The organism is Candidatus Alistipes pullistercoris (genome assembly GCF_027665465.1).
Classification (GTDB): Bacteria; Bacteroidota; Bacteroidia; order Bacteroidales; family Rikenellaceae; genus Alistipes_A; species Alistipes_A hominis.
Genome location: NZ_JAQDED010000001.1, coordinates 1 through 22,117 on the forward strand (window position 1 = coordinate 1; position 22,117 = coordinate 22,117).

Consider the following 22,117-nt stretch of genomic DNA (forward strand, 5'->3'; position numbering starts at 1 on the left):
AAGATTATCCTTTGAAATATCCGGAAAGTCAGATGGAATTTTCGTTTTGCCGATTATAATTCCGTTAAAAATAATAACTTTGTTTAATTATTTTCAAAACGACAACTATTCGGCATGGCAAAAAGAGGATCATTCGGCAGCAGGTTCGGAACCGTCGCAGCGGTCGGAGGTTCGGTCATCGGGCTCGGAAACATCTGGCGATTCCCGTATGTGGCCGGCGAGAACGGCGGCGCCGCATTCATTCTGATCTACCTGGCAACCAGCTTTCTAATCTCGATTCCGATCATGCTGTCCGAATTCAGCATCGGCCGTTCGACCCGCCGCAACCCGATGCGGGCTTTCAACAAACTGGCTCCCGGATCGAAATGGAAACTGGTCGGTTACATGGGAATCCTCACGGCCTTCGTGATCCTGTCGTTCTACTGCGTAATCGCCGGCTGGGCGTTCGAATTCCTGAAGGAATCCGTTTTCAACCAATTCAACGGGCGGAGCGCCGACCAAATCCGCGACAGCTTCAACGGATTCGTCGCCAGCGGATGGAAGCCGGTGATCTGGACTTTTCTGTTTACGGTCGCATCGGCGGGAATCGTTCTGTCCGGAGTCGAAAAAGGGATCGAACGCTATACGAAAATCCTGATGCCGATGCTGTTCGTACTGCTGCTCGGCATGGCCGTCAACTCGCTGACCCTCGACGGCGCGCAGGCCGGCATCGAATTCCTGCTGAAGCCCGACTTTTCGAAAATCACCGGCACGACCGTCTTACAGGCGCTCGGACAGTCGTTTTTCTCGATGAGCCTCGGCATGGGCGCGATGATCACCTACGGATCGTACCTACGCAAAAATGAGAATATGCCCCGCGTGGGAGCCATGGTGGCCTTTTCGGATATCACGGTGGCGATCCTGTCGGGACTGGCCATCTTCCCGGCCGTCTTCTCGTTCGGCATCAGCCCCACTTCCGGACCGGAGCTGGTTTTCCTGACGCTGCCGAACGTCTTCGCCCAGATGACCGGCGGCTATATCATCTCCGTCGTCTTCTTTTTCCTGTTGTTCGTCGCAGCCATCACCTCGTCGATTTCGCTGTTGGAAGTCATCGTGCTATACATGACCGAAGAGTTGCGCCTCAGCCGCAAGCGGGCTATTTTCTACACCGCATCGGCCATCACGGTCACCGGATCGCTGTGCGCGCTGTCGATGATGCCCGGTTCGAAACTCTCGGTCGCGGGCATGAATCTTTTCGATCTATGCGACCAACTGTCGTCGAACGTGCTGATGCCGCTGGGCGGCCTGCTGATCGTCCTGTTCACCGGCTGGGTATTTTCCCCCGTAAAATTCAGGAACGAATTTACCAGCAACCTGCAATACGGCGTAAAGATTTTTCCGCTGATCCGTTTCCTGATAAAATTCGTAATTCCGGTCGTGATCGCCATCCTGTTCCTGAACAGGATCGGACTGCTCTGATCAACGCAACCTGCGGCGGAATTCGGCGCAGGCCACGGCCGTAGCCACGGCGACGTTCAACGACTCGGAAGTAGCCGTTCCGCCGGGATAAGACGGAATGTACAGGCGGCGGGACACGCATTTTTCCACATCCGGGCCGATTCCTTTCCCCTCGTTTCCCATCACCAGAATCCCGTCCGCAGAGAGCTCCGCGCCGTAGATGTCGTCCCCGTCCAGGAAAGTGCCGTAGACCGGAATGCCGTCCGACAGCGCCTTCTCCAGCAGACCGGACAGCGGCAGGTAATGCACCCGCACGCGCGTAATCGCGCCCATCGTCGCCTGCACTACCTTCGGATTGAAACAATCGGCCGTCGCTTCCGAACAGACGATATCTCGGATACCGAACCAGTCGGCCAGCCGGACGATCGTCCCCATATTACCCGGATCCTGCACGTCGTCCAGAGCCAGCACGAGCGCACCGTCCCCGAAACGTTCCGGCTGCGCGTAATGCGGAATTTCGACCAGGGCGAGCACGCCGGCAGGCGTTTTCAGCATACTGATACGCTCCATCTCTTTCGGGGAGACCCGCACCAGTTCGGTATCGGCCCGCAACGGCAACCATTCCGCACCGTCCCCGACGGCAAGAACCCGACGCACCGGAAAAGAAGAGGCGAGCATTTCGCGCACCGATTTCTCCCCTTCGGCCACGAACAGCCCCGAGGCGGCGCGCTCCCTGCGTGAAGACAGCGAACGAATAAAAGCGATTTCGGCTTTGGTCAACATCTTACGGCGATTGAATTTACATTTTCGGACTTCGGAACGCGTCTGCAAAGATACGATTATTTTACCGGATTGCACCGAAACGTTTCATACTCGCTCCGGAATACCCCGGTCACGATAAAAAATCCGGCACGACAAAAAAACGACCTCTTCCCGAAAAACTTTTTCCGCATCGGTTTGCACAATCGAAAATCTATCCGTACTTTTGCAGTTCAGAAACTATTCTGAAGAGAAGACCGTTTCAGCAAGTTTACGAAAATTCATAACTTACTGATATAGAATGTCTGACAAAAAAACCGCCCGTCTCGTTCTGGAAGACGGAACCCTATTCAAAGGGTACTCGTTCGGCGCCGCAACCTCCGTTCCCGGAGAAGTCGTTTTCAATACCGCGATGACCGGATATCCCGAAAGTTTAACAGATCCTTCGTACAGCGGCCAGATTCTGGTGATTACCTACCCGCTGGTGGGCAATTACGGCGTTCCGCAGTTTACCGAAGAAAACGGGATGCTCCGATTCTTCGAATCGAACCGTATCCACATCCGGGGTCTGGTCATCTCCGACTACTCGTTCGAGTACAGCCATTGGAACGCGGTCGAAAGCCTCGGCAAATGGCTCGCCGACAACGACGTTCCGGCCATTTGCGGCGTCGATACGCGGCAGATCACCAAGATCATCCGCGAACGCGGCGTGATGCTCGGCAAGGTGCTCGTAGAAGGAACGCCCGAGCCGGAGCAGTTCGTCGATCCGAACCGCGAAAATCTCGTCGCGCAGGTCAGCACGAAACAGGCGCAGACTTACGGTAACGGTCGGCACCGGATCGTACTGGTCGACTGCGGTTGCAAGTACAACATCATCCGCTGCCTGTGCGACCGCGACGCGACGGTGATCCGCGTACCGTGGGACTACGATTTCACGCAACTCGAATACGACGGGGTGATGCTGTCGAACGGCCCCGGAGACCCGCAGCAATGCGGGGCCACGGTCGCCAACATCAAAAAGGCGATTGCGCTCGGCAAGCCGATCTTCGGCATCTGCCTGGGCAACCAACTGCTGTCGATCGCCGCCGGAGCGACCACCTTCAAACTGAAATACGGACACCGCAGCCATAACCAGCCGGCGCTGATGGTCGGTACGAACCGTGCCGTCATCACGTCGCAGAACCACGGTTACGCCGTGGACACCGCCACGCTCGATCCCGAATGGGAACCCTATTTCGTAAACCTCAACGACGGCACCAGCGAAGGCATCCGCCACAAAAGCAAGCCGTTCTTCTCGGTACAGTTCCATCCGGAAGCCTCCGGAGGGCCAGTAGACACCGAATTTCTGTTCGACCAGTTCATCCAAAACATCGAAAAATGCAAACGATAGATAAAGTGGAAAAAGTGATCCTGCTGGGTTCGGGAGCACTCAAGATCGGAGAAGCCGGAGAGTTCGACTATTCGGGTTCGCAGGCGCTCAAAGCGCTCAAAGAGGAGGGAGTTTACACGGTGCTGATCAACCCGAACATCGCGACGATCCAGACGTCGGAAAACATCGCCGACAAGGTGTACTTGCTACCGGTGACGCCCGAATACGTCGAAGAGGTTATCAAAAAGGAGCGGCCGCAGGGCATCCTGCTCGCCTTCGGCGGCCAGACGGCGCTGAACTGCGGCGTCAAGCTCTACCAAAGCGGCGTATTGGAAAAATACGGCGTACGCGTGCTGGGCACTCCCGTGCAGGCGATCATCGACACCGAAGACCGCGAGAAATTCGTCGAAAAACTCGACGAAATCGACGTCCGGACGATCAAAAGCGAAGCGGTAACATCCGTTTCCGAAGCCAAACGGGTGGCGCACGAGTTGGGTTATCCGGTGATTATCCGCGCGGCCTATACGCTCGGCGGCCTCGGATCGGGCTTCTGCGACAACGACGAGGAACTGGACGCGTTGGCGAACAAAGCGTTTTCGTACTCGCCGCAGATTCTGGTCGAAAAGTCGCTGAAAGGCTGGAAAGAGGTCGAATACGAGGTCGTGCGCGACCGCTACGACAACTGCATCACGGTCTGCAATATGGAAAACTTCGACCCGCTGGGCATCCATACCGGCGAGAGCATCGTTGTGGCCCCGTCGCAGACGCTTTCCAATGCGGAATACCATAAACTGCGAAAACTGGCGATCCAAATCATCCGGCACATCGGGATCGTCGGCGAATGCAATGTGCAATACGCCCTCGACCCGCACTCGGAAGACTACCGCGTGATCGAGGTGAACGCCCGGCTGAGCCGTTCGTCGGCGCTGGCGTCCAAAGCGACCGGTTATCCGCTGGCCTTCATCGCGGCGAAACTGGGCCTCGGATACGGCCTGCACGAGCTGAAAAACAACGTCACCAAGAGCACGACCGCCTGCTTCGAACCGGCGCTCGACTACATCGTTTGCAAAATCCCGCGCTGGGACCTCGGCAAGTTCAAAGGCGTTTCGCGCGAGTTGGGTTCGAGCATGAAATCGGTCGGCGAAGTGATGGCCATCGGCCGCAACTTCGAAGAAGTAATCCAGAAAGGGTTGCGGATGATCGGACAAGGTATGCACGGTTTCGTCGCGAACAAAGAGTTCGAAGTGAACGACATCGACGCCGCGCTGAGCCATCCGACCGACAAACGGATCTTCGTGATCGCTCATGCGCTGAAAAAGGGATACACCGTCGAACGCATCCACGAACTGACCCGGATCGACCGCTGGTTTCTCGAAAAACTCGAAAACATCATCCGGATCGAAAACGAACTGGAGCAGCACAATAACATCGCCAACGTGCCGGACGACCTGTTGCTGGAGGCTAAGCAGCGCGGTTTTTCGGACTTTCAGTTAGCGCGCATGGTGAGCAAAAGTACCGCAAAAAACATCGAGGCCGATATGCTGACGATCCGCAAATACAGGAAAATGCGCGGCATCACGCCGTACGTCAAGCAGATCGACACGCTGGCGGCCGAATACCCGGCGATGACCAACTACCTGTACGTCACGTACAACGGCACGTCGCACGACATCGAATTCGCGCACGACAAGCGTTCGGTGATCGTGCTCGGATCGGGGGCCTACCGGATCGGCAGCTCGGTGGAATTCGACTGGTGTAGCGTCAATGCGCTGAACACGATCCGCCGGCAGGGGCTGCGTTCGGTAATGATCAACTACAATCCCGAAACCGTTTCGACCGACTACGATACCTGCGACCGCCTCTACTTCGACGAGCTGACGCTCGAACGGGTGCTCGACATCACCGACCTCGAAACGCCCAAAGGCGTGATCGTCTCGACCGGCGGACAGATCCCGAACAACCTGGCCCTGCGGTTGCAGAATGAGCACGTCCCGATCCTCGGCACTTCGGCCGAAGACATCGACCACGCCGAAGACCGCCACAAATTTTCGGCGATGCTCGACAGGATCGGCGTCGACCAGCCGCGATGGAGGGAACTGACCACGATGGACGACATCTACCGTTTCGTCGACGAAGTGGGCTTCCCGGTGCTGATCCGGCCGAGCTACGTGCTCTCCGGCGCCGCGATGAACGTCGTGTCGAACCGCGAAGAACTCGAACACTTTTTGACCCTGGCGACCAACGTGTCGAAACAATACCCGGTGGTGGTGACCGAATTCATCGAACATGCCAAGGAAATCGAAATCGACGCGGTGGCGAAAAACGGCGAAATGCTGATCTACGCGATCTCCGAGCACGTCGAATTCGCCGGCGTGCATTCGGGCGACGCGACGATGGTTTTCCCGCCGCAGAAAATGTACGTCGAAACGATGCGGCGGATCAAGAAGATCGCCCGCGAAGTGGCGCGGATGCTGAACATATCCGGGCCGTTCAACATGCAGTTGATGGCCAAGGACAACGAGATCAAGGTGATCGAATGCAATCTGCGCGCATCGCGGAGCTTCCCGTTCGTATCGAAGGTGCTGAAGGTGAATTTCATCGATATCGCGACCAAAGTGATGCTCGGCGTCGATCCCGAAGTGCCGCATAAATCGGCGTTCGAACTCGACTACGTCGGTATCAAGGCGCCGCAGTTCTCGTTCTCGCGGTTGCAGAAAGCCGACCCGGTGCTCGGCGTCGAGATGGCGTCGACCGGCGAGGTGGGCTGCCTCGGCGAAGATTTCCACGAGGCGATCCTCAAAGCGATGCTGTCGGTCGGCTATACGATTCCGAAAAAAAACATCCTCCTGTCGACCGGCGATTCGCGGTCGAAAATGGACATGCTGTCGGCAGCCAAGGCACTACAAGCCAAAGGATACGACATTTTCGCTACGCGCGGAACGGCCGTCTTCCTCGAAACGAACGGCGTACACGCCACGGTGCTGCACTGGCCCGATCAGGACGAACAGCCCAACACGCTTACTTATATCAAGGAAAAGAAGATCGATCTGGTGGTCAATATCCCGAAAAATCTGTCGAAGGACGAACTGAACAACGACTACACGATCCGGCGTAGCGCGATCGACTTCAACATTCCGCTGATTACCAACGCCCGGCTCGCCAGCGCATTCATCAATGCGTTCTGCCGGCTGAGCAAAGAAGACGTGCGGATCAAAAGCTGGAACGAATATTAGCCGGGAACTTTCCGGAATACCTCTCCAAACGCCGGAACAATTGTAATTCCGGCGTTTTTACTTATTTTTGTGTTCCTACCCTAAACCCGAAAAACCATGCGCCCGCTATTCGCACTTTTACTACTTTTGCCACACCTTTTTACCGGCGCGTTGTCCGCCCGCTCGCACCCGAACGCTGCGACCGTACCGGACGGCTACCCGTTCCTGTTCGGGGCCCAATACTACCGCGCCCCGACGCCCGAAACGGAGTGCTGGGAAACGGATCTGAGTCGCATGAAAGAACTGGGATTCACCGACGTTAAATTCTGGGTGCAATGGCGCTGGAACAACCGCAGAGAAAACGAATACGATTTCGGCGACCTGGATCGTCTGACAGACCTCGCCGAAAAAAACGGACTGCGAGTAACGTTCAACACCATTTTCGACGTGGCCCCCGTCTGGCTTTATGAAAAATACCCCGACGCGAAACAGCTCGCCAACGACGGACGGAGGATCGAACCCTATACGGTGGGGCATCGTCAGGGCGGCGGCCACCCGGGCCCCTGTTACAACCATCCCGGAGCGCTCGAAGCCCGCAAAGCGTTCATGCGGCAGGCGATCCTGCATTTCCGCGACCGCAAAGGAGTCCGTTTCTGGGACGTCTGGAACGAACCGGAACTTTCGTTCCCGCAGCGCGACGCGCAGCTCGACCGCCTGGTCTGCTACTGCGACCACTGCCGGGCGGAATTCATCGGCTGGCTGCAACGGAAATACCGCGACATCGAAACCCTCAACCGGATCTGGGGCCGTTGCTACAACGACTGGGAAGAAGTCGAACTGCCCCGCAACACGGAAACGATCAAGGACTTCATCGACTGGCGGCTTTTCCACAGCTACACGATGACCCGCGAAGCTCAATGGCGGTTGGAAATGGTGCGCGAGCTTGCGCCCGAACAAGCGGCCTACCTGCACGTAGTCCCCAACACGATGCAACCGTTTAATGCGGTAAGCACCTGCACGGACGATTTCGCAGTAGCCGAAATGTGCGACGTTTTCGCCGCCACGATGAACAACGGGCCGTTTTTCACGCCGCAGGTGCTGTCGGCCGGCCGGGGTAAGATCTGTTACAACGTCGAAAGCCATATCAACGGCGGGGGAATTACGACGCATCAGGCCATGCTGGGCATGGACGATTTGCTGCACGACTTCATTCCGCAAATCGGACTGGGCATCAAAGGATTCCTCTTCTGGCAGTACCGACCCGAGGTGCTGGGCATCGAAGCGCCGGCGTGGGGTCTCACGCAGCTCGACGGAACCGACCGCGAGATCACCCGAGCCGCTTCGCGGTTCGTCCGGACACTGGCCCCCGTCTCCGATAAACTGATGCGCTCTTTCCCGCAAGCCCCGCAAATAGGCATCTGGAAAAGCGCCGGCAACGAAATTTTCCACTACTGCATGTTCCGCAATTTCGACGGGCTGGCCGCCGGCGTAAACGCCTATGCGGAATACTGCTATCGCAACAGTTACGGTTACCGCTTCGTCAATTCGGAAGGACTGGAACGACTGGACGGCATCCGCGTGCTGATCCTCCCCGACTGCTACTACCTTTCCCAACGCGAAGCCGAAGCCATCGACGCCTGGGTGCGAAAAGGGGGCACGCTACTGGTCGAAGCGCACGCAGGAGGCTATAACGACGACACGGGCCGACACAGCCGCACGCTGCCCGGCCTGGGGCTGGACGACAAATGGAACCTGCGCGAAAAAAATACCACCTCCACGTTCCGGCTCAAGCTCGACACGCAGGAAGGGGTCAACGTCCGCCTGAGCGAAGACGCCGCCAAAGCATTGCGCGACTTCGGCGTATCGGGAGGGCCCTACGTCCCCGTCGCGATGCGAAACGGGGACATCCTCTGGGGCGCGCTGCGCTATGCCGAACTGGACGCTCCGGATGCCGACACGCTCGGGGCTTTCCGCCCCGGAACGGCCTGCATCGTCCGCAAAAAGATCGGCGACGGAACCCTGTATTACTGCGGAACCAACGTCGGCGAAGGCAGTTTCAAAAACAAGGCGGCTTTCGACGCGCTGCTCGGCGAAGTGCTGCGCACCGGAAATGCCGCGCCGACGCTGGGCGCCCGGGGAGGCGTTCGCGCCGATGCGCTATACGAACGGGATCGTCTGAATTTCATCGCCCTACGCAATCCCGGCGCGGAAGCCCGCCCCGTTTCGCTCGGCTTCGAAGGCCGCGCGCACGGCCTGTTCTCCGGACTGGAGATCGAGGGCGGCAGGGAAATTTCCGTTCCGGCCGGTTTTTGCGACCTGTTCACCGTCGAACCCGAATAACCGTCCGCCCATGCCTCTGATTTACCGATCCGAATTGCCGAACGGGCTGATCGTGCTGTGGAAAATCGACGAAAGCGAAACCGAATTGAGATCGCTGTGCACCCCGCAAGAGCGCATTTACGCCTCCGAGCGCCTCACGACCGGGAACCGTCGCAAAGAGTGGCTGGCATGGCACGCGCTGCTGCACGAAACGACGCCTCAGGCCGAAACCGGCTACGATCCGAACGGAGCGCCGGTGCTGAAAAGCGGAGAATACATCGGCGTAAGTCACACGAAAGGTTACGCTGCGGTCATCATCGCAAAGACTCCCTGCGCGGTAGACATCGAACTGCGTAACCGGAACTTTTTGAAAGCCGCTCCGAAATACCTTTCCCCGGACGAACGGCAACGGTTCGGCACGGAGGGCGACCTGCCGGGTAAAATCTGGTGCGCCAAAGAAACGCTTTACAAATGGGCCCGAATCCCCGAAACCGACTTCTTACGGGACATCCGGATCGACGCTGTCGATCCGGTCTACGGTACGCTGCGGGGAACGATCCGGGAATACGGCGTCACATTGCAAGACTGTTCGAATGAAACCCTTTTTATGATCTATTGTTTCGGAAACCGCATTCCGGAAAGAGAAAACAGGTAAAAACCGCCGTTTTTTCCTATTTTTGCGCTGCGAACGCCGCACTCTAACTTCAAACGATAAAACATGACTATCTCTACGCTGATTAGGACCGCCGTCCTGCTACCGGCTTTGACAGCCGTACTACTGGCAACGCCTCCTTGCATACAGGCGCAGGTCAAACAACGGATCGCCGTTCCGGAAGACGCCGGCCGGTGGATTACGACTGCGTTTGCCAAAGGAAAAGTTCCGCCGTTCTCGTTCGTTTACGGAGGAAAACCGTCGGCCGAATTCATCCGCAAATGGAAGCATACGATGCAAAAAGAGCAAAGCGACGATCCGCAGGTGGTCAAATACCGGATCTCGTACCTCGACCCGGCGACCGGACTGCGTGCCGACTGCCATGCGACCGGATTCCGGGAATTCAATACCGTGGAATGGGTGATGAATTTCACGAATACGTCCTCCGAAAACAGCGATACGCTGGAGCTGGTACGCGTCGCGGACTACACGATGGAAACGGCCGACGAAGGCGACTTCAAACTGCTGTATGCAGAAGGAAGCTACGGATCGCGGGCCGACTTCCGCCCGATCCTGACCGAACTCGGCGCAGGAGATTCGATTCGAATGGCTCCGGAAAACGGCCGGTCTTCCGACCGCACCGCCTTTCCGTTCTTCAACCTCGAATCGCCGGATAAAAAAGGGGTGGTCGTCGGCATCGGCTGGACGGGCGGCTGGTACGCTACCCTGTCGCGAAGCGGCAAAGCCGCCACGCTGAACTCCGGTATGGAAAAAATGAAGCTATACCTCCGCCCCGGCGAATCGATCCGCACGCCGCGGATCTGTATGCTGTTCTGGCAAGGAAACGACCCGATGGACGGCAACAACCGCTTCCGCCGCTTCATGCTGGCGCACCACACCCGCAAAATCGACGGCAAATTCGCCGAATACCCGCTTTCGGCGGGATTCGATTGGGGCGATCCGGCCCCGTGCAACGAGTACGGCTGCCTGACCGAAGAGTTCGCCGTCGCGCTGATCAACCGCTACAAACAGTTCGGCATCGTGCCGGAAGTGTTCTGGCTCGATGCGGGCTGGTACGAAGGTTCCGGCGGGCCGGATTTCTCCGGCGGCAACTGGTCGACCTGCGTCGGCAACTGGATTATCGACAGCACCCGTTTCCCGCGCGGACTCAAACCGCTGTCCGACGCGGCGCACCGGGTCGGGGCGAAGTTCATGGTCTGGTTCGAACCGGAACGCGCGATCGTCAACAGTTGGCTCGCAAAGACGCACCCCGAATGGATGCTCTCGTCCTCCGATAAAAATCCGGTGCAATTGTTCGACCTCGGCAATGCGGAAGCCTGCGCCTGGCTGAGCAAATACATCGGCGACCTGCTCGAACAGAACGGGATCGACTACTACCGGCAGGACTTCAACATGGGCATCAGCCCATACTGGGAAGCCAACGACGAACCGGGCCGCACCGGTATGAAGGAGATCCGTCACGTCGAAGGGCTTTATAAATTCTGGGATTACCTGCTTGACCGCTTCCCCCGCCTGATGATCGACAACTGCGCGGCCGGCGGCCGGCGGCTCGACCTCGAAACGATGAGCCGCAGCGCGCCGCTGTGGCGCACCGACTACCGGTACGGCGAGGTAAACGGCTACCAGTGCCACACTTACGGGCTGAACTTCTTCCTGCCGCTGCACGGCACCGGCATTTACGGCACCGACGACTACAATTTCCGGTCGAGCCTCAGCAGCACGATGGTGATCAACTGGGAGATCACCAGCATCCGCGGTTCGATTCCCGACATGCAGCGGGTGATCGCCGAATACAAGGAACTGCGTCCCTACTTCTACGAAGATTATTATCCGCTGACCGGACTCGGCGACCTGACCGGCGACGACGTATGGCTGGCCTATCAACTGAACAAACCGTCGGACGGCACGGGCATCGTCGTTGCGTTCCGGCGCAAAGACAACCCGCAAGATTCGACTGTCGTGAAACTGAGGGGACTCGATCCGCAACAGGTTTACAGCGTGCAGAACGGCAACGACGGCAAAATCGCCGAAAAAACAGGAAAGGAACTCGCCGACGGACTGACGCTCGAAATCGGCGAAGCGCCGGGATCGCTGCTGCTGAAATACGGCCCTGCGGAAAAATAGAGCTTTGCCGACAGCGAAATCTTCGAAAAATGTTTTGTTTCTTAAAATTTTAAGCTAACTTTGCGGCATAAAAGAACGGAATATGTCACAGTTTAACCACATTCACGTGCATCATCATCACCTACGTCCGTCACGGTAGGCAGCAGCGTGTTTGTATGAACTGAAACCGATATTCAATCACACGAAAGAGGCTTACCCGATTACGGAAGCCTCTTTTTTATATCGTTCAATCCGGTACGAAACAACTAAAAAACGAAAATATGTTACGAATTGCCATTCAGGCCAAAGGCCGACTCAACGAAGAGAGCGTGGAACTGCTCGCCGAAGCGGGCGTATCGATCGAAGAAAGCAAACGCAAGCTGCTGACGCGCTGCGACGATTTTCCGCTCGAAGTGCTGTACCTGCGCGACGACGACATTCCGCAGGCCGTTTCGATGGGCGTCGCCGACGTCGGGATCGTCGGTCTCAACGAAGTGGAAGAGAAAGGGTTCGACGTAAAAATCGCCCACAAGCTCGGATTCGGCAAATGCCGCATTTCGCTCGCCATCCCGAAAGCCGACGCGTACGACGGGATCGGCTATTTCAACGGCAAACGGGTGGCGACGTCCTACCCCGTCATCCTGTCGCGTTTTTTCAAGGGAAACGGGATCAACGCGGAGATCCACGAGATCGCCGGCTCGGTCGAGATCGCTCCGTCGGTCGGGATGGCCGACGCCATCTTCGATATCGTCAGCTCCGGCGGCACGCTGGTAACCAACGGGCTGAAGGAGGTCGAAAAAGTGCTCTTCTCGGAAGCGGTGATGATCTCCAACCAATCGTTGTCGGAAGAGAAACGTCAAATCCTGTCGCAATTGCTGTTCCGCATCGAATCGGTCGAGCGCAGCCGCGGCATGAAGTACGTGCTGCTGAACCTGCCGCACGAAAAAATCGACGAGGCGATCCGCATCCTGCCGGGCATGAAGAGTCCGACGATCCTTCCGCTGGCTCAGGAGGGCTGGAGTTCGATCCATGTCGTGATTAACGAACGCGAGTTGTGGAGCAAAATCGAACAGCTCAAGACGATCGGCGCAGAAGACATCCTCGTTCTCTCACTCGAAAAAATGATCTTGTAATGGAAATCCTGGTAAATCCCGACCCGCGCGAATGGGGGCCGCTGCTCAGCCGCCCGCAGATCGACCGTTCGGTGATCGGACAGCGGGTAGCCGATATCCTCGCCTCGGTGAAAGCCGGAGGCGACAAAGCGCTGTTCGAACTGACGCGGCAGATCGACGGGATCGAACTGAAATCGGTCATCGTCACGCCGGACGAGATCGGACAGGCAACGGAGAACGTTTCTCCGGAACTGAAAGCCGCCATCGCGACTGCCGCCCGCAACATCGAAGCGTTCCACGCGGCGCAGCGTCCGCAACCGGTCGAACTGGAAACGATGCCGGGCGTCAAGTGCATACAGCGCGCCGTGCCGATCCAGCGCGTCGGGCTCTATATCCCCGGAGGTTCCGCCCCGTTATTCTCGACCGTATTGATGCTGGCGATCCCGGCGCGCGTAGCCGGCTGCAAAGAAATCGTTCTCTGCACCCCGCCCGATAAAAACGGCGACATCGCCCCGGCGATCCTCTATGCCGCCTCGCTGGCCGGCGTAGACCGTATTTTCAAAGCGGGGGGGGCGCAGGCGATCGCGGCGATGGCTTACGGCACCGAAAGCATCCCGAAAACGGATAAGATCTTCGGCCCGGGCAACCAGTACGTCACCGTCGCCAAACAGCAGGTCAGCACCTCGACCGTGGCGATCGACATGCCGGCCGGCCCGTCCGAAGTGCTGGTAATGGCCGATTCGGGCGCCGTGCCCGCTTTCGTGGCTTCCGATCTGCTGTCGCAGGCCGAGCACGGGAGCGACTCGCAGGCGATTCTACTGACGCCGTCGCGCGGTTTTGCCGAACAGGTGGTCCGCGAAGTGGAACGACAACTGGCCGAACTGCCGCGCCGCGACATCGCGACCCGGGCGCTGGACAACAGCCGCATCGTCGTGATGGACAGCGAGGACGACCTGATCGCATTCAGCAACGCCTACGGCCCGGAACACCTGATCATCTCGATGGAAAATCCGTGGGAAATCGCCGAAAGAATCACCGCAGCCGGAAGCGTCTTCATCGGAAACTATACTCCCGAAAGCGCGGGCGACTACGCATCGGGCACAAACCATACGCTGCCGACCTACGGCTGGGCGCACGCTTACAGCGGCGTGAACCTCGACAGCTTCCTACGCAAGATCACCTACCAGGAGATCACGACCGACGGACTCCGCGGCATAGGGAACGTCATCGAAACGATGGCGGGGGCCGAAGGGCTCGACGCGCACAAAAATGCGGTGACGATCCGGCTGAAAAGCCTCGGGTAAACGACGCCGCGAAAAACGCCCGGCAGGCCGCGACCGGTTGCGGAAACGCCTGCCGAAATACAGTAGCGAAAACAAGACAAAGACACAAACGATGGATATCCGCGAACTACTCAGAGAAAACATACGCACGCTGGCCCCCTACTCGACCGCGCGGGACGAATACCAGGGCGAATTGGGCATCTACCTCGACGCCAACGAAAACCCGTACGACAACAACTACAACCGCTACCCCGACCCGCATCAGAAAAACCTGAAACGGAGGCTGGCGGAAATCAAGGGCGTGCCGGTCGAAAAGATCTTCATCGGCAACGGTTCGGACGAACCGATCGACCTGGTGTTCCGGTTGTTCTGCGAACCCCGGCGGCACAATGCGGTGTCGATCGCCCCGACTTACGGCATGTACAAGGTGGCGGCGGCGATCAACGACGTGCAGATGCGCGAGGTGCAGTTGGAGCCCGGTTTCACGCTGGATGCGGAAAAGCTGTTGGCGGCGACCGACGAGAACACCCGGCTGCTGTTCCTCTGCTCGCCGAACAACCCGTCGGGCAACTGTTTTCCGAAAAAAGAGATCGAAAAGGTCATCCGCCGTTTCAACGGCATCGTGATCCTCGACGAAGCGTATATCGACTTCGCCGGCCAGCCGGGCTTCCTGTCCGAACTGGACGAATACCCGAACCTCGTCATCCTGCAAACGCTGTCGAAAGCATGGGGCATGGCGGGCCTCCGGCTCGGGTTGGCTTTCGCACAACCGCTGATCGTCGATACGCTGAGCCGCGTGAAATATCCGTACAACATCAACGTCGTGACGCAAAAAATCGTCCTCGAACAGTTGCGAAGATCCCCCGACGCGCAGATCGCCGAAATCGTTTCGGAACGCGGACGCGTGCTGGAAGGACTCGCGAAAAACCCCGTCATCCGGAAAATCCACCCGACGGACGCCAACTTCGTACTGGTCGAAGTGGACGAACCGCGCACAATATACGACCGCCTGATCGGAGCGGGCATCATCGTTCGCGACCGCTCGCGGATCAAAGGATGCGAAGGCTGCCTGCGGATCACGATCGGCACGCCGGAAGAGAACGACCGGCTGCTCGAAACCCTGAAAAAACTGTAACGATGAAACGCGTACTTTTCATAGACCGCGACGGAACCCTGATCAAGGAACCGCCGGTCGATTACCAGGTCGATTCGTTCGAAAAACTGGAATTTATGCCCGGGGCGATCACGGCCATGAGCCGCATCGCTACGCTCGGTTACGAGCTGGCGATGGCCACGAACCAAGACGGATTGGGAACGGCGAGTTTCCCCGAAGCGACGTTCTGGCCGGCGCACAACCTGATGCTCAAAACGTTCGAAGGCGAGGGCGTTCGCTTCGACGACATCCTGATCGACCGTTCGATGCCCGCCGACAACGCCCCGACGCGCAAACCGCTGACCGGGATGTTCGGCAAATATCTCGGCGGAGACTACGACCTGAAAAATTCGCTGGTCATCGGCGACCGCACGACCGACATCGAATTGGCCCGAAATCTCGGCGCAAAGGGAATCTTGTTGCAGCCCGTCGAAGCGGGACGCGCGATATTGGCCGAAAGGGGCCTTGCGGAACACTGCGTGCTGATCACCGACGACTGGAACCGCGTCTGGCAATTCCTGCGCGCCGGCGAACGCACCGCCGAAATCGCCCGTAAGACGCGCGAGACGGATATCCGCGTGGCGATCGACCTGGACGGCAGCGGGTCGTCGCACATCGACACCGGACTGAAATTTTTCGACCACATGCTCGAACAGATCGTGCACCATGCCGGAGTATCGCTGATCGTCGAGGTCAAAGGCGACCTTGAAGTGGACGAACACCATACGATCGAAGATACGGCCATCGTGCTCGGCGAAGCGGTTTACCAGGCGCTCGGATCGAAACTCGGCATCGAACGCTACGGTTTCTGCCTGCCGATGGACGAATGCCGGGCCAGCGTGCTGATCGACTTCGGTGGCCGGATCGACTTCGACTGGAACGTCCCGTTCCGCCGCGAGCGCATCGGCGACGTGCCGACCGAAATGTTCCGCCATTTCTTCAAGAGCTTCGCCGACGCCGCGCGCTGCAACCTGCACATCGCGGCCGAAGGCGAAAACGAGCACCACAAAATCGAGGGCGTGTTCAAGGCCTTCTCTCGCGCGCTGCGGATGGCCATCGCCCGCAACGGCTTCAAATTTGAATTGCCAAGCAGTAAAGGAGTATTATGATAGCAGTAATCGACTACGACACCGGCAACCTGCGTTCCGTCGCCAACGCGCTCGGACGACTGGGAGCCGAATACCGGATCACCGCGTCGCCGGACGAGATCCGTTCGGCCGAACGGGTATTGCTGCCCGGCGTCGGCGAAGCTTCGACCGCGATGGAAAAACTGCGCGAACGCGGACTGGTCGAAACGATCCGTTCGCTCACGCAGCCCGTACTGGGTATCTGCATCGGCGTACAGTTGCTGTGCCGCCACAGCGAGGAGGGCGACGCCGAGTGCATCGGAATTTTCGACAACGAAGTGCGTAAATTCACGGCCGAAGGGCTCAAAGTACCGCACATGGGATGGAACAGCATCGGGAACCTGCGTTCGCCGCTGCTGGACGGTATCGCCGAAGGTTCGTACGTCTACTACGTGCACTCGTACGCCCCGACCGTCAACGGCGACACGATCGCCACGACCGTTTACGGCGAAACGTTCAGCGGCGCGATCAACCGCGGCAACTTCTTCGGGACGCAGTTTCATCCGGAAAAAAGCGCCTCGGTCGGCGAACGCATCCTACAAAACTTTTTAACGCTATGATTGAGATTATCCCGGCAATAGACCTGATCGGCGGCCAGTGCGTCCGGCTGACGCAGGGCGACTACGACCGCCGTACCACCTATTACAAAGACCCGCTCGACGCGGCGCGACGTTACGAGGACTGCGGCATCCGGCGGCTGCACCTGGTCGATCTGGACGGAGCCAAGGCCGCGCACCCGGTCAACCTGAACGTGCTCGAACGGATCACCGCTTCGACCTCGCTGCAAGTGCAGTACGGCGGCGGCATCAAAAATGCCGAAGCCCTGCGCGATGTGTTCGGCAGCGGAGCGAGTCGCGCGATCTGCGGCAGCATCGCCGTCACGCAGCCCGATGCGTTCCGCGAGTGGCTGGCCGAATTCGGCTCCGCGAAAATGATCCTCGGCGCAGATACCCGCGACGGACGGATCGCGATCAACGGCTGGCTCGAAGCCGCTACGGTGGGAGTCGAAGAACTGATCGGATCGTTCCGCGGCGCAGGACTGTCGCAGGTGATCTGCACCGATATCGCCAAAGACGGGATGCTTTCGGGCCCGTCCGTCCCGCTGTATCTGCAACTCCAAAAAACGTTTCCGGAGATCGACATTACGGTCAGCGGCGGCATCAGCTCATGGGAAGACATCGAGGAACTCGATCGAAACGGACTGCGCAGCGTCGTCGTCGGCAAGGCGATCTATGAAGGACGGATCCGTTTCGAACAGCTCGAAAAATACATGCTTACAGTACGAACCGACAAAAACCAACAACGGTGTTAGCGAAGAGAATCATCCCCTGCTTGGATATCAAGGACGGGCAGACGGTCAAGGGAATCAATTTCCTCGAACTGCGCGGCGTCGGCGACCCGGTCGAACTGGGACGCAGGTATGCCGAAGAGGGAGCCGACGAACTGGTTTACCTCGACATCAGCGCGTCGATGGAAGGGCGCAGGACTTTTGCCGAACTGGTGACGCGCATCGCCGCGAACATCAACATCCCGTTCACGGTCGGCGGCGGCATCGCATCGGTCGAAGACGCCGGACGGCTGCTGACCGCCGGGGCCGACAAAGTGACCGTCAACAGCGCGGCCGTCAATAACCCCGACCTGATCAGCGATATCGCGTCGAAGTACGGCAACCAGTTCGTCGTCGTGGCGATCGACGCCAAACAGATCGACGGCCGGTGGCGCGTGACCACGCACGGCGGACACCGGCTGTCGGACAAGGAACTGTTTTCGTGGGCCGCCGAAGCGCAGCGGCGCGGAGCCGGCGAGATTTTATTCACGTCAATGGATCACGACGGCACGAAAAACGGCTACCCGTGCGAAACCTACGCTCGGCTATCACAAATGCTGTCGATCCCGGTGATCGCTTCGGGCGGAGCCGGAACCGCGCAGCACATCGCCGACGTATTGACCGAAGGGCGTGCCGACGCCGCCCTTGCCGCCAGTATTTTCCATTATGGGGAGATCCCGATCCCCCGCCTGAAACAGGAGTTGAACAAATTGCATATACCTGTCAGATTATGATAAAATTCAGTGAATTGAACACAACCAAGCGTTGTGAGGGACTGGTTCCCGCAATCATCCAGGACGACAATACGCGCCAAGTCCTGATGCTGGGCTACATGAATGAGGAAGCCTACGACAAAACCGTGGCCGAAGGTCGCGTGACCTTTTTCAGTCGCGCGAAAAACCGTCTGTGGACGAAAGGCGAAACCAGCGGTAACTTCCTGAACGTCAAAAGCATCGTCAAAGACTGCGACGACGACACGCTGTTGATCCGCGTCGTACCGGTCGGCCCGGTTTGTCACAAGGGAACGAAAACCTGTTTCGGCGGACGCGAAAACGAAGGATTCATCGGCGAGCTGCAAAGCGTAATCCAGCAGCGCCACCGCGAAATGCCGGAAGGTTCGTACACCACGAAACTGTTCACCAAAGGCGTTAAGAAGATCGCACAGAAAGTAGGCGAAGAAGCGGTCGAAACCGTCATCGAGGCAGTAGCGAACAACAATACGGACGTGGTTTACGAAGCATCCGACCTGATCTACCACCTGCTCGTACTGCTCGAAAACCAAGGCCTGTCGATCGCCGACCTGGAAGAAGAACTGGCCGAACGACACAAGTAGGCATAGAAAATGCGGGGCTTTTCATTATCTTTACAAACCGAAACGCTAAAACTAAAACTATGGACAATAAAAAAATCGGAATAGCCAGCGACCATGCCGGCTACCAACTCAAAGAATTCGTAATCGGTTACCTCGACTCGAAAGGCTACGACGTGTACGATTTCGGCACCAACTCGGAAGAGAGCTGCGATTATCCGGACTATGCCCACCCGCTGGCCGAGGCCATCGAAAAAGGGGAACTGCCGCGCGGTATCGCGATGTGCGGTAGCGCCAACGGCATCACGATGACGCTGAACAAACATCAGGGAATCCGAGCCGCCCTTTGCTGGGAACCCGAAATCGCATCGTTGGCACGCCGCCACAACAACGCCAACGTCTGCACCATGCCGGCGCGGTTCATCAGCACCGACACGGCCCGCGAAATCGTCGATATTTTCCTGAACACCGAATTCGAAGGAGGCCGCCATCAGGCTCGTATCGATAAGATTCCGTTGAAAAACTGCGGCTGCGGAGAGAAAAAATAATTTTCGAACCGAAGACGAACGCCGGCGGATTTCCGCACGACGACCGAATGCGCGAAGGCAGGGCACAAAACCCTGCCTTTCATTTCATCCCTCAAAAATTTTCGGCATAAAATCGGTAAAAACCGCAATTTTTTTTTCGTAATAATTTGTAAAATTAAATTTTAATCGTACTTTTGCATCACCAAAACGAAGCGCTTCACCAGCAGAGAAAGGGGAAGAGGGAGCACGAAGAAAGAGATTTGCAGAGATAGAAAGGAGAAGAGTTCGTTTTATTATTTTGCGGAAATAGCTCAGTTGGTAGAGCACAACCTTGCCAAGGTTGGGGTCGCGAGTTCGAGTCTCGTTTTCCGCTCTTAAAGCCCTGATAAAGAGGCTGAAAAAGATAGAAAAATCCTTATGCATCCATGATATGTAAGGATTTTTTCTTTTTAGGCCCTGAAAGGAAAAACGGTAAAAAGCAGGGGCGCATAACCTTCCTACGACCCTATCCGTCCCAAATCAGGAACGGCTTTTAAACAACTATTACCCTTGCTGTTATACAGACATCAAACCCTAATTATCAGACACTCATCCCCGAGGAATCACATGATAGACGCGGGATATTGCTATTTCTGCCAGCATACGTTATTCCCCCGTCGAAGGGTCTGCTCCGCCAGTCATTTGCTTCTCCGGCAATGCCAATAAAAAATCCGGATGGTTTCCATCCGGATTTTTTGTTATTCAACCTATAAACAACGACAAGGCCGGTAAGAGCGATCGCACCGCCTCCTGCCCCCTCGCTTCGAGCCAATTACACCGCCGACGCCCGCATCGCGATAAAAGAAAGGACATCGGCAGCGAATATGCCAGCGCCTTCCGTATCACCGAAAAGAACGACCGGACCGTTCGTCCTCGCTATGAATCGCACGTTCTGAAAACAGTTCCGGCAATCGGGTATTACAAGGTACGTACCGTCAACCGATATAATATCAGCGATTATAATTCAGATCTTTCAACAACCGTCTATTGATCTTTCTACGCTGGGCATCGAAAAACCACCCCCATTTGTTGAAATACCGGATTATATTACGTATGTGAATGAGCAGCATTCTCCGGTTTTTATACGAAGCCGCTTCATGCAGATGCACGATGGATGCTCCGGGGTAATACATCGTACGGTACTGAAGGTGCATCCTGCGCGACAAATCGATATCCTCGCCATACATAAAAAAACGTTCATCGAACAACCCGACTTTGCAGAGCGCTTCTACGCGCAAAAACATAAAACAACCGGACAGAAAAGGAATATTCTTCTCTTTATCGTAATCGGAGAAACGTAATTCGAAACGTTCCCGACTCTTTTTAGCCCAACCGGTCGGCAAAAATCTGCGGAATATCAGATCGGCCGGGGTAGGCAACAGTTTGCAAAGATATTGCAACCGTCCGTCCGGATAGAAAACCTTGGGCATGATTTGTCCCACGTCTTCGTGAGCATCCATATAGCAGGCGAGGGATTCGATTGTTTCCGGCGCAAACCGAATGTCCGGATTCAGAACGACGTGGTATTTCGCACCGAGTTCCATCGCTTCCCGGATAGCGAGATTGTGAGCTCCGCCGTAACCGATATTGGCGTTGTGGATATACCGGATTTTCGAAGACCGTTTTTCCAAAATGCGCAGGGCATCGTTGCGGGAGTTGTCGATAATGTAAAGTTTATCGATAGAACTACGAAGGACGCAATCCAGCACGGCTCCCGCCTCCGGAAGCGAGGTATGGTATGTGACAACCGAAGCGGTAAGCATCATTGATTCGGCTTTAAGTCGCCGAAAAGTTTTTCTTCGACGATACAACAGATGATATGTCCGATAAGAATATGCGATTCCTGTATCCGGGGAGTCTCGCCGGACGGCACTTTTATACATAAATCGCACATCGAATCCATTTCGCCGCCCGTAAATCCCGTAAGTCCTATCGTTTTTATTCCTTTTTGCCCGCACATGCGCAGAGCCTCCACGAGATTTGCCGAATTTCCGGATGTCGAAATGCCGATGAACACGTCTCCGGCAGATCCCTGGGCCTGTATTTGACGGGAGAATAATTTATCGTAGCCGTAATCGTTCCCGATGGCGGTGATGATCGACGTGTCGGTCGTCAACGCAATGGAAGCAATACCGGGCCGGTCAAAATAGAATTTGCTGACAAACTCTCCTGCGATATGCTGTGCATCGGCGGCGCTTCCGCCGTTACCGGCCAAGAGCGTTTTTTTCCCTTGTTCGTACGCATCCACGATCATTTGGGCAGCGGCCGCAATGTTCCGCATCAGCCCCTTGTCCGATAAAATGGCCTGCTTGGTCGATATCGACGCCCGAATCTGATCCGCAATACACTGTTCAACATTCATAATCCG

At 56.9% G+C, this 22,117-nt stretch carries 18 protein-coding genes, 1 tRNA gene and 1 pseudogene; 16 read left to right on the forward strand and 4 right to left on the reverse strand.

What is annotated here, in order from left to right; genetic code table 11:
- The first annotated feature begins 114 nt into the window (after positions 1-114).
- Positions 115-1,458 carry a sodium-dependent transporter gene (locus PGR91_RS00005; RefSeq protein WP_055202105.1) on the forward strand — a complete coding sequence of 448 codons (1,344 nt, stop codon included), beginning with the start codon at positions 115-117 and terminating at the stop codon, positions 1,456-1,458.
- On the opposite strand, the gene PGR91_RS00010 is transcribed toward PGR91_RS00005, so the two are convergent.
- Positions 1,459-2,220, reverse strand: coding sequence for a TrmH family RNA methyltransferase (locus PGR91_RS00010; RefSeq protein ID WP_172970744.1), 762 nt, complete (start codon positions 2,218-2,220; stop codon positions 1,459-1,461). It abuts the gene before it with no gap.
- Positions 2,221-2,497: 277 nt separating this feature from the next.
- Here PGR91_RS00010 and carA point away from each other — a divergent pair, with 277 nt between their 5' ends.
- From carA to rpiB, 14 genes and pseudogenes are all read left to right on the forward strand, one after another.
- Positions 2,498-3,586 carry a glutamine-hydrolyzing carbamoyl-phosphate synthase small subunit gene (carA, locus tag PGR91_RS00015; RefSeq protein WP_118657139.1) on the forward strand — a complete coding sequence of 363 codons (1,089 nt, stop codon included), beginning with the start codon at positions 2,498-2,500 and terminating at the stop codon, positions 3,584-3,586.
- Positions 3,574-6,798: a carbamoyl-phosphate synthase (glutamine-hydrolyzing) large subunit gene (gene carB, locus PGR91_RS00020; RefSeq protein WP_101571369.1), complete on the forward strand. Its 3,225-nt coding sequence runs from the start codon at positions 3,574-3,576 to the stop codon at positions 6,796-6,798. Before carA ends, carB begins: the two co-directional genes overlap by 13 nt.
- Before the next feature lie 96 nt (positions 6,799-6,894).
- Positions 6,895-7,818 (forward strand): annotated as a pseudogene (locus tag PGR91_RS13550) (beta-galactosidase); the annotation flags it as partial.
- A gap of 1,309 nt (positions 7,819-9,127) precedes the next feature.
- The gene (locus PGR91_RS00030) at positions 9,128-9,751 is read left to right on the forward strand and encodes a 4'-phosphopantetheinyl transferase family protein (protein ID WP_118657137.1); all 624 of its coding nucleotides are present in this window, start codon (positions 9,128-9,130) and stop codon (positions 9,749-9,751) included.
- 63 nt (positions 9,752-9,814) lie between these two features.
- Positions 9,815-11,893, forward strand: a complete 2,079-nt coding sequence (locus PGR91_RS00035) for a glycoside hydrolase family 36 protein (RefSeq protein ID WP_118657136.1) — start codon at positions 9,815-9,817, stop codon at positions 11,891-11,893.
- A gap of 260 nt (positions 11,894-12,153) precedes the next feature.
- Positions 12,154-13,005, forward strand: a complete 852-nt coding sequence (gene hisG, locus PGR91_RS00040; RefSeq protein WP_118657135.1) for an ATP phosphoribosyltransferase — start codon at positions 12,154-12,156, stop codon at positions 13,003-13,005.
- A complete protein-coding gene (hisD, locus tag PGR91_RS00045) occupies positions 13,005-14,288 on the forward strand; it encodes a histidinol dehydrogenase (protein ID WP_055202119.1) in 1,284 nt (427 codons plus the stop codon). The genes hisG and hisD overlap by 1 nt, the downstream gene beginning before the upstream one ends.
- Positions 14,289-14,379: 91 nt before the next feature.
- Positions 14,380-15,402 carry a histidinol-phosphate transaminase gene (gene hisC, locus PGR91_RS00050; protein WP_118657134.1) on the forward strand — a complete coding sequence of 341 codons (1,023 nt, stop codon included), beginning with the start codon at positions 14,380-14,382 and terminating at the stop codon, positions 15,400-15,402.
- A 2-nt stretch (positions 15,403-15,404) separates the two neighbouring features.
- Positions 15,405-16,529, forward strand: a complete 1,125-nt coding sequence (hisB, locus tag PGR91_RS00055) for a bifunctional histidinol-phosphatase/imidazoleglycerol-phosphate dehydratase HisB (protein ID WP_055202121.1) — start codon at positions 15,405-15,407, stop codon at positions 16,527-16,529.
- Positions 16,526-17,107: an imidazole glycerol phosphate synthase subunit HisH gene (hisH, locus tag PGR91_RS00060; protein WP_118657133.1), complete on the forward strand. Its 582-nt coding sequence runs from the start codon at positions 16,526-16,528 to the stop codon at positions 17,105-17,107. The genes hisB and hisH overlap by 4 nt, the downstream gene beginning before the upstream one ends.
- A complete protein-coding gene (gene hisA / locus PGR91_RS00065) occupies positions 17,104-17,859 on the forward strand; it encodes a 1-(5-phosphoribosyl)-5-[(5-phosphoribosylamino)methylideneamino]imidazole-4-carboxamide isomerase (protein ID WP_118657132.1) in 756 nt (251 codons plus the stop codon). Before hisH ends, hisA begins: the two co-directional genes overlap by 4 nt.
- The gene (hisF, locus tag PGR91_RS00070; RefSeq protein WP_055202127.1) at positions 17,853-18,608 is read left to right on the forward strand and encodes an imidazole glycerol phosphate synthase subunit HisF; all 756 of its coding nucleotides are present in this window, start codon (positions 17,853-17,855) and stop codon (positions 18,606-18,608) included. The genes hisA and hisF overlap by 7 nt, the downstream gene beginning before the upstream one ends.
- Positions 18,605-19,207, forward strand: coding sequence for a bifunctional phosphoribosyl-AMP cyclohydrolase/phosphoribosyl-ATP diphosphatase HisIE (gene hisIE, locus PGR91_RS00075; RefSeq protein ID WP_118457664.1), 603 nt, complete (start codon positions 18,605-18,607; stop codon positions 19,205-19,207). The genes hisF and hisIE overlap by 4 nt, the downstream gene beginning before the upstream one ends.
- Positions 19,208-19,266: 59 nt before the next feature.
- Positions 19,267-19,731, forward strand: coding sequence for a ribose 5-phosphate isomerase B (gene rpiB, locus PGR91_RS00080; RefSeq protein ID WP_101571382.1), 465 nt, complete (start codon positions 19,267-19,269; stop codon positions 19,729-19,731).
- Between the two features lie 84 nt (positions 19,732-19,815).
- Here the strand turns inward: rpiB and PGR91_RS00085 are convergent, their stop codons facing one another.
- Complete coding sequence (locus tag PGR91_RS00085) at positions 19,816-20,037, reverse strand: hypothetical protein (protein ID WP_145996507.1); 222 nt, start codon at positions 20,035-20,037, stop codon at positions 19,816-19,818.
- Here PGR91_RS00085 and PGR91_RS00090 point away from each other — a divergent pair.
- Positions 20,011-20,083: transfer RNA gene (locus PGR91_RS00090), tRNA-Gly, on the forward strand. The two genes, PGR91_RS00085 and PGR91_RS00090, sit on opposite strands and share 27 nt — an antisense overlap.
- Positions 20,084-20,699: 616 nt before the next feature.
- Here the strand turns inward: PGR91_RS00090 and PGR91_RS00095 are convergent.
- Positions 20,700-21,512 carry a glycosyltransferase family 2 protein gene (locus tag PGR91_RS00095; RefSeq protein WP_101571641.1) on the reverse strand — a complete coding sequence of 271 codons (813 nt, stop codon included), beginning with the start codon at positions 21,510-21,512 and terminating at the stop codon, positions 20,700-20,702.
- On the reverse strand, positions 21,512-22,111 hold the full coding sequence (locus PGR91_RS00100) for a D-sedoheptulose-7-phosphate isomerase (protein ID WP_101571405.1): 600 nt from the start codon (positions 22,109-22,111) through the stop codon (positions 21,512-21,514). Before PGR91_RS00100 ends, PGR91_RS00095 begins: the two co-directional genes overlap by 1 nt.
- Positions 22,112-22,117: the final 6 nt, after the last annotated feature.